The 18,573-nt window shown below is 41.6% G+C and carries 11 protein-coding genes; 9 read left to right on the top strand and 2 right to left on the bottom strand.

Annotated elements, in window-relative coordinates:
* Window positions 1-55 precede the first annotated feature (55 nt).
* Window positions 56-271 carry a hypothetical protein gene (locus B3E00_RS06700; protein WP_209575016.1) on the bottom strand — a complete coding sequence of 72 codons (216 nt, stop codon included), beginning with the start codon at window positions 269-271 and terminating at the stop codon, window positions 56-58.
* Between the two features lie 582 nt (window positions 272-853).
* Between B3E00_RS06700 and B3E00_RS06705 the strand changes: the two genes are divergently transcribed.
* The 3 genes from B3E00_RS06705 to B3E00_RS06715 all read left to right on the top strand — a co-directional run bounded on the left by B3E00_RS06705 (window position 854) and on the right by B3E00_RS06715 (window position 7,466).
* Window positions 854-3,961: a SusC/RagA family TonB-linked outer membrane protein gene (locus B3E00_RS06705; protein WP_293937773.1), complete on the top strand. Its 3,108-nt coding sequence runs from the start codon at window positions 854-856 to the stop codon at window positions 3,959-3,961.
* Window positions 3,962-3,968: 7 nt separating this feature from the next.
* A complete protein-coding gene (locus B3E00_RS06710) occupies window positions 3,969-5,582 on the top strand; it encodes a RagB/SusD family nutrient uptake outer membrane protein (RefSeq protein ID WP_293884960.1) in 1,614 nt (537 codons plus the stop codon).
* A gap of 249 nt (window positions 5,583-5,831) precedes the next feature.
* A complete protein-coding gene (locus tag B3E00_RS06715) occupies window positions 5,832-7,466 on the top strand; it encodes an alpha-L-fucosidase (protein WP_293884961.1) in 1,635 nt (544 codons plus the stop codon).
* A 20-nt stretch (window positions 7,467-7,486) separates the two neighbouring features.
* Here the strand turns inward: B3E00_RS06715 and B3E00_RS06720 are convergent, their stop codons facing one another.
* A complete protein-coding gene (locus tag B3E00_RS06720) occupies window positions 7,487-9,178 on the bottom strand; it encodes a trypsin-like peptidase domain-containing protein (RefSeq protein WP_293884962.1) in 1,692 nt (563 codons plus the stop codon).
* 234 nt (window positions 9,179-9,412) lie between these two features.
* Between B3E00_RS06720 and B3E00_RS06725 the strand changes: the two genes are divergently transcribed.
* From B3E00_RS06725 to B3E00_RS06750, 6 genes are all read left to right on the top strand, one after another.
* Window positions 9,413-10,000, top strand: a complete 588-nt coding sequence (locus B3E00_RS06725) for an RNA polymerase sigma factor (protein ID WP_293886269.1) — start codon at window positions 9,413-9,415, stop codon at window positions 9,998-10,000.
* Window positions 10,001-10,066: 66 nt separating this feature from the next.
* Window positions 10,067-11,263, top strand: coding sequence for a FecR family protein (locus tag B3E00_RS06730; protein WP_293884964.1), 1,197 nt, complete (start codon window positions 10,067-10,069; stop codon window positions 11,261-11,263).
* 112 nt (window positions 11,264-11,375) lie between these two features.
* On the top strand, window positions 11,376-14,747 hold the full coding sequence (locus B3E00_RS06735) for a SusC/RagA family TonB-linked outer membrane protein (RefSeq protein WP_293937775.1): 3,372 nt from the start codon (window positions 11,376-11,378) through the stop codon (window positions 14,745-14,747).
* 23 nt (window positions 14,748-14,770) lie between these two features.
* Window positions 14,771-16,264 (top strand): RagB/SusD family nutrient uptake outer membrane protein, encoded by a 1,494-nt coding sequence (locus tag B3E00_RS06740; protein ID WP_293937777.1) that lies wholly within the window; start codon window positions 14,771-14,773, stop codon window positions 16,262-16,264.
* 11 nt (window positions 16,265-16,275) lie between these two features.
* A complete protein-coding gene (locus B3E00_RS06745) occupies window positions 16,276-17,082 on the top strand; it encodes a DUF4843 domain-containing protein (RefSeq protein WP_293884967.1) in 807 nt (268 codons plus the stop codon).
* A 1-nt stretch (window position 17,083) separates the two neighbouring features.
* A complete protein-coding gene (locus tag B3E00_RS06750) occupies window positions 17,084-18,532 on the top strand; it encodes a PKD-like family lipoprotein (protein WP_293937779.1) in 1,449 nt (482 codons plus the stop codon).
* The last annotated feature ends 41 nt before the right edge of the window (window positions 18,533-18,573 follow it).

Genomic DNA, 18,573 nt, shown 5'->3' on the forward strand with positions numbered 1-18,573 from the left:
CTGTCATTTTGAGACAGCCTCATAATGACCTTAGTCCAATAGCTAAAAATAATGTCTATTTTTCCTCAAAGATAGATTGGCATGGATTGGTCTGTTTTCCTCTAATATTTTTAACCCCCTTGCTGTTTAGCCATTCGGTAAAATGATCGGGATTTTCTGGTATAAACTGGATGACTTGACCATTTTTCAGGAGCAAGGAAAATATACCACAATTAGCAATGAATTTTTTGATTTCATCGGAACGGTGTTTCAATGGTGAAAAATATTCCATAACATTTGGCTCTTTTTTTAGTAGGTTGGATAAAATATCCAAAACATCATTAAATGGTTAATTCATTCGATTGCTTAAATCATATCAAAGATGCAAAAAAATATCTAATATTTCTTTAAATGATTAGAAATTATTGTGCTGGTTTTTTGATGTAAAATTGTTTTCGTTGAGCGATTGAATTACCGTATTTTGATACAAAATCTTAGCAACCGTTTCTAAAAGAGCGTGATTTTGTGGTATTTGGCGCGATATTCAACATCTTCATTGGCCGCTTCGATCCTGTGTTTTAAACATTTTTACCCTTCTTTTAAATATTTGTTGCAAAGGAATCTTAATGAAAACAATAGTTTTGCTTTATAACCAACTAGCAAATGGCTAACTCATTTTACAAGGAATGAGCTGATAAAGGGAATGATGATTTTTTAAGCATACACCTTATTGAAGAAAGCTTATATTATGTGGCGATATGCCACATATTGGGTGAGTATATACAATTTGAAAGTAAGTAATAACCAATTCATATCAATAAATAACCAAGTACCTGCCTTAATAGGCAGCAAGAAATTTATATCAAGTAAGATTATGAACAGAAATTATGTGTCATCTTTCTTTTGTTTTTCCAAAGAGAGGAATAGGAAAGTGAAGTGGTTGTTAATAGCTTCCATGTTAATGTCCATTGGACGACTGTCTGCTCAAGAAAAAGTGATCCATGGGAAGATCATAAGTGATCAGGGAAAGCCCATTATCGGGGCATCGATCAGAGTGAAAGATAAAACACTCAGTACATCCACAAATGAGAAAGGTGAATTTGTGCTCAAGCTCAATCCGGGCGAGACTATTATTGTGTCCAATGTAGGTTATAAACTCGTCGAATATGTCATTGGTAACTCTTCAGAGGTGAGCATTCCACTTGTTGCCACAACCATTGCGGTGGATGAGGTTGTGGTGGTTGGATATGGTAATCAGAAGAAGGTGGATCTAACATCTTCTATTGCGGTTGTCGATACTAAAGATCTTGTAAAAGTACCTGGAGGAACGATAGCCACGCTTCAGAGTGCTGTGCCCGGTGTGCAGGTAACCAATGGAGCTATTCGTATCCGTGGTGTAGGATCCATTAACGGAACTGATCCCCTCTATGTGGTAGACGGCATGATCGGCGGGGCAATGCCCGACGAGAATAATATTGCCAGCATTCAGGTGTTGAAGGATGCTGCATCTAGTGCCATTTATGGTGCCCGGGGTGCCAATGGCGTTATTTTGGTCACCACAAAACGGGGTAAAGCCGGAGATGTGAAGATTGATTACAATGCTTTCGCTGGCATCAAAAATATCTCTCATGATGTACCGCTATTAAACGGACAGCAGCTGGCGGAATTGATTAATGAGGAAATGTATAATAAAGATCCTTCACGTCAAGACTACCTGGCTGCGCTCGCTAAACCGACGGCCATTGGGGAAGGATATAACATGATGGATGAACTGTTGCAGACCGGCAATTACCAACGGCATAATCTTTCCCTTTCGGGTGGTTCTCAAAATGCCAATTTTCGGTTAAGTGGTATTTATGCTACAGATAAATCCATTATTATTCAAGATAAAAACAAGTATTATGGCGCCCAATTCATCTCTGATTTTACCAAAGGTAAACTTAAGATAGGGGAAACACTTTCCTTGGGCTATACCCGCCGGAACTGGAGTGATAAAAATATCATCGATGCGCAGAAGTGGTCTTCGACATTGCCGCTATATGATGCGAATAGCAGTACCGGATTTGCAGGAGCTGGCAACGGAACCGACGTGCAGAGTGCATTGGCAAATGCATACCTCAATAAAAACTTCAATGATAACTTTTCGGTAAACGGGAATGCCTGGGCTACCTATGAAATTATAAAAGGACTGGTCTATAAATTTAATATGGGAATAGACCTTAGCCGGGTGCGGAATGAGGGTTACATTGGCAACTACTCGGTCGGTCAATATCAAAACCATAGTCCTGATGAACTCAATATATCCAGTAGTCAGAATAACCGATGGTTATTTGAAAATACGCTGACTTATGAAAATAATTTTGGCAAACATGCCATTTCGGCTTTGGCAGGTATCACGTCGGAAGAATCCCGTTATAATGCGGTGAATGCCGGGGCCCGGGGGTTGCCAAGTCCAGATGTTTTGATTCTCAATTCGGCCTCCTTGGCGAGTTCCCGCCTGGTTGGGTCAGGCGTGGGGCAGTCGGCCATGTATTCTATGCTTGGACGTGTCAACTATAATTACGACAATCGATATCTCCTGACATTTAATATGCGACGGGATGGATCGGCCAACTTTAGCAACCAATATCGTTATGGAAACTTTCCTTCGGTATCTGCGGGATGGCGCATCAGTCAGGAATCATTTATGAAAGCATTTCCTGCAATCAGCGAATTGAAGCTCCGCGGTAGTTATGGACTTCTGGGTAATTCGGATATTGCACAATATCAATATCAACGGACGGTTAGTTTTGATCATGTGTGGTATTATCTCAACAATGTGATGGTGACTGGTGCTTTACCACAGACTCCTTCTAATCCGAATGTAAAGTGGGAAAGCCAGTACTCTACTGATATTGGTGTCGATTTGGAACTTTTTGATCATAAATTGGCTTTGACTGTCGACTATTACAATAAAAGGACTGAAGACATGCTGATCAATGTGCCTATTTCGTTCACTGCTGGGTATGGCAACAACTTTCCGGTGCTGAATGCCGGTAGCATACGGAACAGGGGCTGGGATGTCTTAGCATCGTATAAAGATCGAGCAGGCAATTTTAGCTATCAAATCGGAGCCAATATATCTTTTGTGAAAAACCGTGTGCTCAGCTTGGGCAATAATAATGAAATTTTGTGGGGAAGTATCTCACCTGGCGGAGAAAATGTAACGAGGACAGCCGTTGGCCGTTCAGTGGGGGAATTTTGGGGCTACACAACCAACGGTTTATATACAAACCAAGCCCAATTAGATGAAGATAAAGCTTTTGCGCCCAATGCAGCACTTGGGGATGTGCGGTTCAACGACCGAAATGGCGACAAGGTCTTAAATGATCAGGATAAGGACTTTTTGGGAAGCCCAATACCCGATTTTAGCTATGGGTTCAATGCTGACGTGAGTTATAGCAGTGCTATCGGGATTTTTGATTTGTCGATGATGTGGCAGGGAAGTCAAGGGAACGATATCTACAATAATAGCCGCTATTGGGGCGAGGGAATGTACCATTACTATAACAATTTTGCTTCTACGCTGGATCGCTACCGTGCGGAGGAACTTATCTTCAAAAATCCAGTATCCGGTGAAACGACAGTGTATCCCAAAAATACAGATACCGATATTCCACGTGCTGTGCTTGGTGATCCTAATCAGAATTTAAGGGCTTCGAGCAGGTTTGTTGAGGATGGTTCTTATCTGCGGCTCAAAGTCGTCAATATTGGTTACAGTTTTTCTAGCCCAACGCTTGAACGCTGGAAGATCGACCGATTACGGTTTTATGTCGGCGCAAAAAACCTGCTGACCTTTACCAAATATTCGGGGTATGATCCTGAAGTGGGGTCGGGCGATACACGCTCGAATTTGAGCCGTGGAATTGATGGGCAAACGCCATGGGGACTAAGCTTCCCAAATTCTAGAGAGTATTTTATGGGTATTCAATTTACATTCTAACCACGATATGGACATCATAAATAGACACTATATAAAACTTGCTGCTGCTGCTCTGCTGTTACAGTTTTCGAGTTGTAAACCAAATTTGGATCTCTCCAATCCGCAGGAATTGTCGACAGACACCTATTATAAGACAGCAGATCAATTGGAGAATTCGGTTATACCTGCATACCAGGCGCTGATCGGGCGTACGCAGGGTGGATATGCACGTAGTTTGTATTTTGAGCTTTTGGCTCCTGGAGATGATTACAACCACACGTTTAAGTGGGAGCCTATGTATCAGGATAGCTACAATACGCCTGCGAGCGATGGGATGACAGCTCAGACCTGGAGAGATTTTTGGAACGGGGTATTTGCGGCTAATTTAGCTATCGACCGTATTCAGAAATTTGAGGGCGAAATAGACCAGAATAGAAAAAATAGACTGCTGGGGGAAGCGTATTTTCTGCGAGGTTTGAATTATCTGCATCTGGGAATGTTGTTTGGAGAAACCATTCCGCTAATGAGTAAACCTGTTGAAACAAATGAAGATTATTATCCAGGCAATGCACCGGCGGGAGCCGTTTATGCGCAGATCGTGGATGATTTCAAGAAGGCATCGGGATTGTTGCCAACACGGGCAGCACTTTATGCCGACAGTAAAATGATCGGTAGAGCGACAAAGGGTGCTGCACAAGCTTATCTCGCCAAAACTTACCTTTATAAACCCATTTTGGCCAAAGGACAGGCGGCGGATTTTGCAAATGCTGAGATTCAATTAAAAAGTGTTATTGATAGTAAGGAGTACCAGTTGATGTCCTCTTACAGGGACAATTTCTTGGAGACAAAAGAGAATAATCAGGAGTCTGTTTTTGAAGTGCAGCTTTATAATGGCCCGGGTTGGCTAGGTGACGATATATCGAGTTCGTGGCGATGGCAGGAAATCGGCATGTTTGACGGTACTGGTGGCGCTTGGTGGAATCTCGCTCCCAATAAAATGGCGCATGATCAATTTGAGGACGGCGATCCTAGAAAGTTCATGACTTTATGGTGTGAGAATGGTGCGAATTTTACGCAATTGGATGGTAAGGTCACCACTTATACGGACTGGATGAAAAATTTAGCGACTAATAAGGATTTATATGGCACAAGAAAATATTGTCCTGATGTTCAAATAGCGGATTATGATAATGGTAACAACGACCGCATTTTTCGGTATAGTGATGTGCTGCTTCTTTATGCGGAGTGCCTCAACGAGCGGGGGGATGTCACCGGAGCCAAGCAATACATCAACCTGGTTAGGAAGCGTGCCAATAATATCGTTCCCGATGAACAGCCGCATCTTTGGTATCAAAAATCGAATGGAACAATTCCTGACGTAGACGGATTGCTTGCGCAGGGTTTAGTAAAAAACGGTGTTTCATTGAATACCGTCAAAAATATTATCGTTCATGAGCGATTTGTCGAATTCCTCGGTGAATATCAACGGTATTTTGACTTGTTGCGGTGGGGAATGGCTGATCCTGTCTGGTTGGAGCCGTTGAAGAAAGGGGGCTGGTCGCCAAAAGCCATGTATTATCCTTTCCCTCAAGCTGAACTGGATAATAATAAAAATTTAAAAGGTAATGAGATGAACAATTGATCTGAGAAAGTTATTGGTTATTTATTCATAGTTAGTGTTAGGTGGGGGTGCCCTTTTTAGGGCACCTTTTTTATTGCCTAACGGCACAAAAAAAGGTGTCTGTGTCGATATTGTATTAGTATTCATCGATTATGTAGTTTCTTTGTTGGTTCAATTCAGGTATTTTTGATATTCAAGAAGATAACAGATTATAAACCAAATGCCTTTGTCGAACATCTTTAGGTGAGGCATTTCGCAGATCATCATATCATGGACAGAAGAACAGCAATTAAGTTTCTCGGTGCAACTATTCCGACCCTTTTCCTTGGTAAATTCAGCGCGGCACATGCGTACCTCGGAAAAGCTCCTTTTCACCCCGACTGGCGTTCGCTAGAAAGCTATCAGGTTCCTAATTGGTTTAGGGATGCTAAATTTGGTATATGGGCACATTGGGGGCCACAGTGTGAGCCGGAAAGGGGGGATTGGTATGCGCGAGGCATGTATCAGGAAGGGTCGGATCAATATACATACCATGTTCAAAAATATGGGCATCCTTCCATTTTTGGGTTTAAGGATGTTATTCATCAGTGGAAAGCTGAAAATTGGAATCCTGAAGAATTGATGGAATTGTACAAAAATGCTGGAGCCCAATATTTTATGGCCCTAGCGAATCATCATGATAATTTGGACCTTTACCGCAGCAGCCACCATAAATGGAACAGCGTCAATGTTGGCCCTAAAAAAGATATTGTGGGCGGTTGGGAAAGTGCAGCAAAAAAAAGAGGGCTTAAATTTGGCGTGAGCGTTCACGCAGCACATGCTTGGACCTGGTATGAAACGGCTCAGCGAAGTGACAAAGAAGGAAAGTTTGCCGGAGTTCCTTATGATGGTAAATTGACAAAAAAAGATGGTGTAGGGACATGGTGGGCAGACTACGACCCTCAGGAGCTTTACGCGCAGGAGCATGAACTTAGTTTGGATAGCAAAGACGATCATACCGTCCATCGGCAATGGCATTGGGATGTCGACTCTGGCGTGAGTGTACCTAATAAAGCATACTGTGAAAATTTTAAAGCGCGGACGATGGAATTGATCCATAATTACAATCCTGATATCGTTTATTTCGACGATACGGTGCTACCGCTTTATCCAATAAGTAATGTTGGACTGGAGATTGCCGCCGATTTTTATAATAAGAGCATGCAGGAAAATAATGGTAAAGTTGATGTAGTCATTAATGGGAAGATCCTGAATGAACAGCAACGTAAATGCTTGGTATGGGATATCGAACGGGGGCAAAGCAATACCATTGAACCGCAGCCTTGGCAGACCTGTACTTGTATAGGCTCTTGGCATTACGACCGTCGTATTTATGATAATAATCACTATAAATCTGCTAAAACTGTGGTCCACATGTTGATTGATGTGGTCAGTAAAAATGGTAATTTATTATTAAGTGTACCTTTGCGGGGAGATGGTTCTATTGACGAGAAAGCGAAGGCGGTGGTGCAAGGAATAGGAAACTGGATGGCTGTTCATCAGGAAGCCATCATTGGAACGAGACCATGGCTTATCTTTGGGGAGGGACCTGCACAGGAGGAGGCTCCGTCATTGAGTGTTCAGGGTTTCAATGAAGGGAAAGGAAAAGCTTTTACCAGCGATGACGTCCGTTTTACCACGAAGGGGAATGTCTTGTATGCCTTTATTATGGGGATGCCGACCGAAAAGCAAATCAAAATTAAGTCTTTAGGCCGTTCGGCCCCGAATTCGAGAAAAGTAAGGCGGATACAGCTGCTCGGGAGTGATGATCGTATTTCCTATCAGCAACTCGACAATGTTCTTCAGGTCTCCTTACCTGAGAGCTTCGTTCAAAACAACATTGCGATGGTATTAAAAATAACGTAAAGTTTTGATTTTTTCTGTTGCTACAGCATGTGTTGGAGGCTGGATAAAAACGCTATAATTGTATCTCGCGGGATAGCAAGGCAGGCGGTATGACTAAAGCGTGCAATGTTGAAGCCTATGAAGTTACCGTTGCTATCGATCATCGGACTCCCGCATTCGTCGGAATGGATACGAGAATCGTGGATAAATACTCGCGGAAAATTATCCCTTCGCAATGACTTCCCTTGCGGAATGTTGTTTGCGGGATGCGGGTTTTCCCGAAGGTTCCATTTGGAAAGAATAAGTTTCGTTTGCAGCTCGTTCACGCCACGTCGGAAGCGAACTTCGAGTGTATCACCTGCATAAAATTGTTGCATCGCCGCGTTGATTTTAGCGGCGCTCGCCACATCATGTCCGTTTAATGCGATTATTTCATCGCCAGGATGAAGTCCAGCTCGGTCTGCAGCACCCATGCTATCTAATTGTGTTAAGGTTGGAAGGCCTTGAATTTCTTGCATCTGCGCATCGAAAGTTCCGGGGATGGAAATTCTTGGAAATCTTTGGGGCAACATGCCGAGGACGCCGGTTTTACGCTGACTGGCCGAAAGTAGCGACCACAACTTTATTCCAAGTAAGGAATCAGGAATGCCTTGTGCGGTAGTCTTGGTTATTGTGAAAGCGGGAAATTTATGGTCACTGACCAGCGCTATAAGGTCGTTTTTGTCATCTCTAAGCAGGATCTTCAAGGCATAGGCTTTGTCTCCAAATTTGATAATTGGCGCTTCGCCGACCTGACTGCTTTTGGATAAAATTACCTGTTTATTGTTTGTCAGGTTAAAAGCAGTGCCTAAAATATGCAGGCTATCTCCACCTAATGTACTACTGATCGAAATGGACTGAAATTTTGTTTTCGGAGGTTTTGCTGTTTTTTCTAATCCTAATGCCATGAGTTTCACCGCTAAAGGATCACTGTCCATTGAATCGTTCGCCGTGGGGTAACTATGGATCGCTGCTGGCTGGGTCAATGATCGCCAGTATCTGCGGTAGCTGTTTACGGGAACTTCGAAATTGGTGCCTTCAGGAGCATCAATACGGCTATGAAGACCAATTACGCGCCCTAGCGCATCAAATAAGGGACCGCCAGAATCGCCTGGTTCCATAATACTACTGCTTTGAATAAAACCATATTCATCCATTTTTTTTAGAATGCGTCCAGCACGGAGAAAGGGAATATTGAAAGGTAGTGTTTCCGGATACGATAGTCCAAAGCAGCGTTGGTTTTCAATGATGGATGAGGACCAGCCCATTTCTGCAAAAGGCCAGGGGCCTTCGCCCTGCATTTTCATCATGGCAATATCGGGCAAGTTATGCTGTTGGTCGACGACCAATCTTCCGAGCGCCTTAGCAATACCTTGGCTGCCATCGGAAAAAATAACTTGATAATAATTGCCGGGCTTTGTGGCATGTGCCACAGTGAGAATAAAGCCATCTGAGCGTACAATGACACCACTGAAAGGCGCACTATTTTGTTGGCGGCTTGCACTGTCGATACCAAATAGTTTTATGGAAGCCGCTAGGGCACGTTCAATAATAGGCCTCGGTATTTCGCGGTCGGCGGTATGCCTCTCCTGTGCTGGGCAGTAGGCGGAAAATGTGGTGAGACACAGGATTTTCCAGATCATAAAATATCGGAGCATGCTGTTTTCAGGAAATTGTCTGGCGGAACGTGTCATACTACAAAGAAGCTGATTTAACGGTTTAGGTTTGGCTTTGAAAAGCATAGCTCAAAGGTAGCGGATTTGTGAGCCAAAAAACAAGAGTAAGGATACAGTTCTGAATAAATTACTGACTTTAACTGATTTTCAAAGCAGTTTGCTGAAAAATTTATGGCTGAATTACTAAAATTATGAAAAACTCAATTATCTTTATCCACGAAAAGATGTACCGCTAGCTAAACGAATCTACCCATGAATTATACGAGCGAAAAAGAACTCCTTGAAGCTTTCCTAAAGGGAGAGGAGCAGGCTTGTGCGCATGTTTATAATCGTTATTTCAGCCGTATCTGTTTATATGCATCAAGCTTTGTGGATGAAAGCAGAGAAGCGCAAGATATTGCCGAAGAGGGCTTTATTCGCTTGTGGGAAAGTGGACGACGCTATGAGAGCCTGTCACATCTGAAGGCAGCCCTCTATCAGGCTACCCGGCACGTTGGGATCAATCATCAGACCGCCCGGAGCAGAAGATTGAATCGGGTGGATAGTTATATGGCGCAGCAGGAACAGCATCAAAAATCCTATCTGCATGAAATAGTTTATACTGAAGCGATGGCCGAGCTTTATGAAGCTATTCAGAAGCTTCCACCCAAAGCTCGCGAAATTATACAGTTGAGCTATCTCGAAGGCAACAGCAACCAGCAAATTGCGGATCTACTGCAGTTAAGTATCCAAACGGTAAAAAATCAAAAATTACGTGCTCTAAGCCTTTTACGCCAACATTTGAAGCGCGATTCTTTTAATTATCTACTCTCATTGATCGTTCTTTTTGGAAAAATTTAATTTTTTTTCAGTTGTCTTTGGTACTTTTTTAAATCGGTGTGGTATCTATAGATGAAATAGCTCAAAATGGATCCTAAAGAAGAAGAAAAACTTATCCTTATCAGTTCGCTTGTACTGCGTGAAATGCGGGGAACGCTCAGTGGCGAAGACCGTCTTTTTTTGGAGAGCTGGCTGCAAGAATCGATATGGAACCAACAGGTCTATCAACGTTGCCTGGATGAGGCACAACAACGTGAGGGGTATGCCCGTCTGGCGCATTTTGATAAGCAACATAATTTCGAGTCGCTAAAGACTAAAATTTCGTTCCATTCTTCAAAGGAAAGAGTTGGACTCGTGAAGCGTCTATGGCCTTACGTCGCTGTCGCGAGCGTGCTTTTGGCACTGTCTGTCGTCTGGTATTGGTTTCAGGACAACGGTCATCCGGTTGAAACGCAGCGCACAGTTGCAATTGACCGGCTTCCAGCCTCACATCAGGCTATCATTACACTTTCGGACGGTAGACGGTATGCATTGAATAAAGATGAAAAACAAGTGGTTATCAATGGGGGTAATATACGCTATGACGACGGTCATGAAGTAGCCTCGATCGATGCGGCGGTGTCTGCCAAAATAGAAACTCCTCGTGGTGGTACCTATGATGTCACTTTGCCCGACGGCACGCGGGTTAAGCTGAATGCCGGAACGATACTTTCTTATCCAACGGAGTTTGCAAAGGACAAACGCGAGGTCAGTCTCCAAGGCGAGGCATTTTTTGAAGTTGCCAAAAGAAAAGATCAGCCTTTTATAGTCCATACCAAAAATCAGCAGGTACAAGTATTTGGAACGCAGTTTAATATTAACGCGTATCCGACATCAACCCAAATTAAAACAACTCTGCTAGAGGGTAGCGTACAGGTAAAGGAACTGATCAAAGGCCAAAAAGTAAACTTGCTGCCTGGAAATCAGTCGGTCAACACTGGAACGCAGCTGATCAAACAATCCGTAAACGTACAGCAGGAAATCGCCTGGGTATACGGCAAATTTAATTTTGATGGAAAGTCACTTCGGCAGGTCATGGATGAACTGTCCCAATGGTATGCGGTTGATGTGGTTTATAAGGGCGATGTGCCTGATGTTTCCTTCTTTGGAGGAACATTCAGAACGAGCAAGTTATCAACCATCCTCAATATATTAAAAGATCAGGATCTGTCGTATCATCTGACGGACGATGGGAAACTCATCATTGAACATAATGATTCTAAAGCACAGAAAGGAGGCCATTAGAGAACAGAGAATTATACTTGACCACACAACATAAATTAACAATTTGGACAGTTAATCCACTTAGCTAATCAGTGGATTCTGCAATCTAACCTAACTAAACTAACTAGAATTAATGAAATTAAGTTGTTTTTCACAAGCGACCAGAACCCTTTTATGGCTAGTTTTTGCTGTCTTACTCCAGCTGGGCCAGAAGGTAAATGCGCAAACAGTAACCTATTCCGGGCGCAATGTTCCGCTAATGGATGTGCTGCAGGCTATCAAGATTCAGACGAATTATGAGGTGCTCGGAACCAAAAAAATGTTGGAATCGGCAAAGCCAACTTCCATCAAAGCGGACAAAATGCCCCTTAAATTATTTCTTGATAAAATATTAAGTCCGCAGGATATAGGCTATACAATTGAATCGAAGACAATTTTCCTGGAACGGAAAGCTAGTCCACCGAAAGCTGAACCCAGAAGCCTTCCACAAGGGGGAAAACCATTGCAAAAGCAGATCCGGGGGCAAATCCTGGGAAAAGACCGGGTGCCTCTTTCCGGAGTGAATATTTCACAAATGGGTAATACCATTGCAGTAGCCGATCAAGAAGGGCGTTTTTCCTTTGTTGGCACAACGCAACCGCTTACATTAAGTCGGGTTGGTTATAAAAACTTCACCCTCGCTTTGATTGAAACTAAAGACGATTATAGCATCGTGATGGAAGAAGAGGCAAATGCACTGGAGCAAGTGGTTGTTACAGGTTATCAAGTGCTAAAAAAAGATTCCTATACGGGAACCGCGATTACCAAAAGCGGTGATGAACTGCGGCAGGTAAATCCGCAAAACGTGCTACAAGCGATGCAGGTATTCGATCCATCGTTTAAATTACTCGACAATAATCTTGCGGGCTCCAATCCGAATGCCTTGCCAAATATCAATGTGCGTGGATCGTCGTCACTGCCTACTGGTAGCGGTGAGGTATTACGAAGAGATAATATTACGACGGCCATCAATATGCCGGCGTTTATTTTAGATGGTTTCGAAGTCAGTGTTCAAAAAGTGCTCGACCTTGATATGACCCGAATAGAGAGTGTTACAATTTTGAAAGATGCGGCGGCGACAGCGATCTATGGCTCTCGAGCGGCCAATGGCGTTATGGTCATCACAACCAAGATGCCTAAGGAAGGTAGACTGCAATTGACTTATACGCATGAAAGCAATGTAAATACACCTGATCTTACAGGATACAGTTTATTACATGCAAGCGATAAATTAGCTTATGAGAAATTAGCAGGACTATATGATCCGGTCATACAGCAGCGATCAAAAGAAGAGCTGGATGAAAAGTACTATAACAAATTAGCGAATGTATTGGGTGGGGTAGATACGTATTGGTTGTCCCAACCCGTTCGCACTGCGATTGGACAAAAACATGGCCTTTACGTTCAAGGTGGAGCTGAAACTTTCCGCTATGGTGTAGATTTACGTTATCAAACTCGACCTGGGGTAATGAAGGGTTCAGGACGAGATCAGTATTCTGGAGGCTTAAATTTTACGTACAATGTGAAAAATAAGCTCCGATTTCAGAATGAACTTGCGGTAACGATAGTGCGAGGTACGGAATCCCCTTATGGCTCATTTTCTGAATACGTGAATATGAACCCATATTATCGAATGACTGACGACAACGGCAATATATTACAAGAAGTGGATACATGGAACCGGCGCACAAACGAGGGTAACTTTAATCGAGAAGTTGTATTAAATCCACTTTATAATGCAACATTAAATAGTTTTAATAAACTCAGCTATACCGAATTGCTGAACAACTTCTCAGGGGATTTTGATTTGGGTAATGGTTTGCGCTTACGTGGTCAGGTCAGTTTATTAAAACGCCTCAACGCAAATGACAATTTCCGCTCACCGTCGGCAAATGATTTTTATACCTATGCTACTTCCCGTACAGACGAAAAAGGCAGCTATGAAAGTTATTCAAATAACGAATTATATTGGGATGCCAATCTACGCTTAAACTGGATGCGTACCCTTGATAAACATAATTTTAATATTGTTGGAGGTACTAATATCCGCACAGAAAACTTCGATGAGCGTTCATTCAAGGCGATAGGATTTCCAAATGACCGATTTACTAGTATAGGATTTGCTAAAGGTTATGAAGAGGGGGGAAGTCCGGCAAGTAGCATCAGTGCTTCACGATTATTTGGTGTGTTTTTAAGTTCAAATTATTCCTATGACAACCGTTTTTTGTTTGACGCCACATTTCGTATGGATGGTTCATCAAAATTCGGAGCGAATAGACGGACGGCCCCATTTTGGTCGACTGGTATTGGATGGAATATGCATAAAGAATCGTGGTTCAGCAATGACGTCATCAGTCAATTAAGATTAAGGGCAACGGTGGGTCTTACAGGATCGGTACAATTTGATCCATATATGGCCCGTACCACCTATAGTTATGATAAAAGCAATTGGTATTCATCGGGCTTGGGGAGTTCAGTTAGGAATTACGGAAATGAAAACCTGACTTGGCAAAAAACACAAAACACGGATCTTGGGATCGACCTGGGGCTTTGGAAGGATCGTTTGACGATATCGCCACGTTATTATTATAAAATTACACGGGATATTTTAGCTGATATTAATCTAGCTCCTTCGACGGGTTTTAGTTCATACAAGGAGAATTTAGGTGATCTGGAAAACAAAGGTTTTGAAATTAATGCAAATTGGATTCCGATTCGAAATGAGCAGTGGACCCTGAGTTTGATGGCCAACTTGGTCCGAAATAGAAATAAGATTGTCCGGATATCAAATGCCCTAAAAAGCTATAACCAGCGGGTCGATGAGGCTCAAGAGGGAGACGATTTAAAAGCTGTACCGTTATTGCGCTATAACGAGGGACAATCTTTGGATGCAATTTATGCTGTTCCCTCATTAGGTATTGATCCAGAAAGTGGAAAAGAGGTATTTCTGAAAAAGAATGGTCAATTAACGTATGATTGGGATTCACGTGATATTGATGTTGTTGCTGTGGCAACGCCAAAACTGGAAGGATTTTTTGGTGGAACTTTGCGGTATAAACAATTTATGGTGGTGGCCTATTTTCAAGCTAGGTTTGGTGGAAAAACCTATAATCAGACGCTGGTTGACCGCGTCGAAAATGCCGATCCACGCTATAATGTGGACAGTCGCGTGTTAGCGGAAAAATGGAAAAATCCTGGAGATGTAACTTTCTACAAAAGCATTCAAGATCTTGGCCAAACCCGTGTTTCTTCTCGCTTTATTATGCCCGATAAATTGTTGGCCCTTCAATCGTTTAATTTATCATACGATGCCCGTAAAGAGTTTGCTAAAAAATTGGCTTTATCTAGCCTACGTATAGGTGTCATAGCTAATGATTTGTTCCGTTGGTCTTCCATTAAGGTGGAAAGAGGGATTACTTATCCTTTTGCACGAAGAGTCACATTTACCCTTCAGGCTGGTTTATAATCGAAAATATAAGAGTAGACAATATGAAAAATATTCATAAAATTTTAATACTGATATCCACATTGAGCTTATTTTCCTGCGCTAAATGGTTGGATATACAACCAGAAAGTGATGTAGACAAAAATGTGCTTTTTTCTACTGAGGATGGGTTTAAAGAGGCATTGTTAGGGGTGTATACGCGTGCGTCAAAAAGTGACTTGTACGGATTGGAATTGACCATAGGAACGCCAGAAGTTTTGGCTCAAAATTATGTCATGGCCAGTGGTGATAAATTAAGGTACGAGGAGACTAAAAAATTTAAATATCAAGACGCTAATTTTATTACTAGGAAGGATAACATTTGGAAGGGTCTGTACAATGGGATTGTAAATTCGAATTTAATTTTAGAAGAGATCGATAAGAAGCAGAAACTATTTGTAGGCAATAACTACGCATTAATTAAAGGAGAAGCTTTGGCATTGCGGGCTTATCTTCATTTTGATGCGCTTCGACTCTTTGCTCCTTCTCCGATGCTAAATAACAAGTCCGATGCCATTCCTTATGTAACAAGCTATTCGAATAAATCAACCAAGCTTTCTACGGTGGCGCAAGTGCTGGACTCAGCAATTCGAGATCTGGAAATAGCTAAAAATCTCCTAAAAGTGGACCCAATTAGGCAGCCTTCTTATCTAATAGGCTACCCAATTATAACGGATACTTTAAAAAATTCAGAGTTAAATAGCAGTGAGCTGTTTTTACAAAATAGAAGACACCGATTGAATTATTTCGCTGTTTGTGGTTTGCTGGCTAGGATTTATTTGTATCAGGGCGATCAAGTGAAAGCCTTAGCTAATGCCAACGAGGTTATCAATGCGAACAAATTTCCGTGGACCAATAAAACAGATTTTTTGGCTTTAGAACCTGATAAGAAAGATCGCATTTTTTATAAGGAATTGCTTTTTGCTTGGTATATACCTGCCATGAGTGGAACTTATAATAATGACTGGTTTGTGGACGGAACGGTCGGGATGTATTTGGACGAAGATGAAACGCGAACCATCTATAATGTTGCTGGCGATGGGGGCACGGATATACGATTCACCCAGTGGTTTGAAAGCAGAAGTTTGGGCACGCAACGTGCATCTACACTTCTGAAGTTTAGGAGAAATTCATTTAGTGACAGTTTTAGCGCTAATCTACATTATTTGGTCGCTCCGGCGATCAAATTAAGTGAAATGTATTATATCGCCGCTGAATGTACTTATGACAGTAATCCTACTAAAGCGCTAGCATTAGTGGATGAGGTGAGGGAACACCGCGAGATCGGGAAAAAATTGCAAGTAAGTACAAAGAATCAATTTATCAGCGAACTAGTCAAAGAATACCGAAAAGAAATGTATGCTGAAGGGCAATTGTTTTATCTCTATAAGCGGTTGAATTTACCAATCAATGGCCAACATGGTGAGGTTATTCCGGCTAAACAGGAAATTTTTGTCTGGCCGCTTCCTGATGATGAGATTATTTATGGACAACGTTAAAAGATAATTACATGAAATTTAACCCTATTTTATTTATGTTATTAGGCCTGCTCTTGCTGTTTTCTTGTAAAAAAGCAAGCTTGATAACCTACGGCCAACCAGCAAACGTCTATTTTGACCTGAATGATGTCGATCGGGATAGTATCATTTACACCTTTGCTTATGATTTGGAAAAATCGAGTGATACAGTTTACGTTCCCGTAAAGGTTATGGGGTATCGCGAGGCTAAACCTCGAAAATATGAGGCCTATGTTGTAGCTGATTCATCTACGGCTAAAACAGGAATACATTATGACAAACTGGAGACGGCATATACCCTAAAGGCAGAAGAAGGCCGAACTTACTTGCCCATTATTGTACATAATGTAAAGGATCTGGAGCATCGTGCTGTATCATTGATCATCAAATTAAAAGAAAATTCAGATTTCGGTATCCGAAATCCAGATCTTATTCGTGTCAAATTGGTTTTATCCGCAAAATTGGAGCGCCCAAGTTGGTGGGACAATTGGTTGAATAATTATTCTCAAGTGAAACATCAGTTATTTTACATTGTAACTGAGCAGAAGTCGCTAACCACAAATGGCTTAGATGCCCCTAAAAATCTATATTTCGTCAATCTTTTACTAGCTATGTTGAACGATCCATTTAAATGGGTCAACGATCATCCGGAAAAAGGTTATGCACTAACTACAAAAGATAATGGCGAAACATATGATTTTTATCCTATTAATAATCCCGGTAGGAAAATATTAATTAAGAGAAATAATTCCACTGGTAAGTATTTCTTTATTGATGAAAATGGAAAGGAGGTGAGATAACATGAAATTCAACAAACTTAAGCTAACTGCAATAATTAAATATAGTTTTATCCTTTTAATTTGCACCTTTTTTTACGGTTGTTACAAGGATAAGGGGAATTATTCGATACATATTCCCAATGAACCTATTGTTCAGGGATTGGATGCAGTCTATGAAGTACGCGTCGGGGATAGTTTGATCATTAAACCGAAAATAACGGGTGTAGAGCTAAGTAATCTATCGTACGATTGGCAAATTAGTGCGCCAGAGACCATTGATCCAGAGGCAAATCATTACAGCGGGGCGACTTTGCGCCTGGCGTTTGGGCTGGGAGCAAATCGATATAAGGTGAGGTTTACCATTTCAGATCTTAGCAATAATATGAAGTATTTCCATGATTTCTATATTCAAGGAATTACTGAATTTTCCAGAGGTTCACTTGTGCTGTCCAACGACAAGGGCGTAAGCAAACTTACTTTCATAAAACCTGATAACTCGATTTTGCCAAACATTTATGAAATTATTAACAATGAGGTGTTGCCATCAGAACCGCTTCACATTATTTATGCCAATCACTCCATTGCCAATACTCCATTAGCGTATTGGTATATAGGAAAGCATGGAGGGGTTCGCATGACTTTGGAAGAGCTTAAAAAAGAAAAGGTTAAACCCGGTACACTGAAAGAAAACTTTTTCTTACCACCAGAAAATATCGATGTTGGGGATTTGCAAATGTATGAGCAAGGGGTGCTGCTTGGGGTTATCAATGGTAAATTTTATGGTGGGGCTACCAGCACCTGGAATCAAAGTAATACTTACGGCATGTTTGGAACACCTGCAGATGGAAATTATGTGTTGGCGCCACAGTTTATTATTACGAAGGTACAAAATGACCATTTCATTACAGCCTATGAAAGTAACAAGAGACAGTTTGTACGGGTTAATCTGTATGGGGGTGCGATGTATTTTGGTACGCAATACAGTACGGTTGGCAGAGAAGTATTTGATCCGACTAATGTGAAAATGGATCTTATGCAAATGGTACAGATTAATAGTACGGATATTTATGCGTATATGAAAGATGATGCAGGGAAAATATATGAACTTAAATTTAAGACCGATTTTATGCGGGAATTTAAGTTTGAGGCATTACAGAAAAAGCTGTTTTCTCATTCCGAGTGGATACATGCAGATACAAAAATGGTGGCGAGCCGTGTAGGCTATATTTATATAGCTTATCAAGATAAAGTATTTAGATATAACCCATTGAATGAACAAGTGCAAGAATTGCAAATGGCTTTCAAATCAACAGTTACATTACTAAAATTGGATGAAAGTGAGGATACGCTGATTGTTGGCGCCGGAGGATCGCTTTACTACTTAGCTGTACAGGTTGGAAAAAATGGCGAGCTTGTCAAGAAAATTGATGGGATTCCAGGCGATTTGGTGGATATAACTTGGAGAAAGTAACATTAACAAAATATTTAAATAACTCAAATAACTCAAATAAC

This window comes from Sphingobacterium sp. UBA5996 (assembly GCF_002429765.1).
GTDB lineage: Bacteria > Bacteroidota > Bacteroidia > Sphingobacteriales > Sphingobacteriaceae > Sphingobacterium.

Bases quoted from the DNA above. Each gene is read 5' to 3' on its own strand.
- B3E00_RS06735 (WP_293937775.1), top strand. From the start codon at position 11,376: ATGAAATTAAGTTGTTTTTCACAAGCGACCAGAACCCTTTTATGGCTA.
- B3E00_RS06740 (WP_293937777.1), top strand. From the start codon at position 14,771: ATGAAAAATATTCATAAAATTTTAATACTGATATCCACATTGAGCTTA.
- B3E00_RS06705 (WP_293937773.1), top strand. From the start codon at position 854: ATGAACAGAAATTATGTGTCATCTTTCTTTTGTTTTTCCAAAGAGAGG.
- B3E00_RS06745 (WP_293884967.1), top strand. From the start codon at position 16,276: ATGAAATTTAACCCTATTTTATTTATGTTATTAGGCCTGCTCTTGCTG.
- B3E00_RS06730 (WP_293884964.1), top strand. From the start codon at position 10,067: ATGGATCCTAAAGAAGAAGAAAAACTTATCCTTATCAGTTCGCTTGTA.
- B3E00_RS06715 (WP_293884961.1), top strand. From the start codon at position 5,832: ATGGACAGAAGAACAGCAATTAAGTTTCTCGGTGCAACTATTCCGACC.
- B3E00_RS06720 (WP_293884962.1), bottom strand. From the start codon at position 9,178: ATGACACGTTCCGCCAGACAATTTCCTGAAAACAGCATGCTCCGATAT.
- B3E00_RS06725 (WP_293886269.1), top strand. From the start codon at position 9,413: ATGAATTATACGAGCGAAAAAGAACTCCTTGAAGCTTTCCTAAAGGGA.
- B3E00_RS06710 (WP_293884960.1), top strand. From the start codon at position 3,969: ATGGACATCATAAATAGACACTATATAAAACTTGCTGCTGCTGCTCTG.
- B3E00_RS06700 (WP_209575016.1), bottom strand. From the start codon at position 271: ATGGAATATTTTTCACCATTGAAACACCGTTCCGATGAAATCAAAAAA.
- B3E00_RS06750 (WP_293937779.1), top strand. From the start codon at position 17,084: ATGAAATTCAACAAACTTAAGCTAACTGCAATAATTAAATATAGTTTT.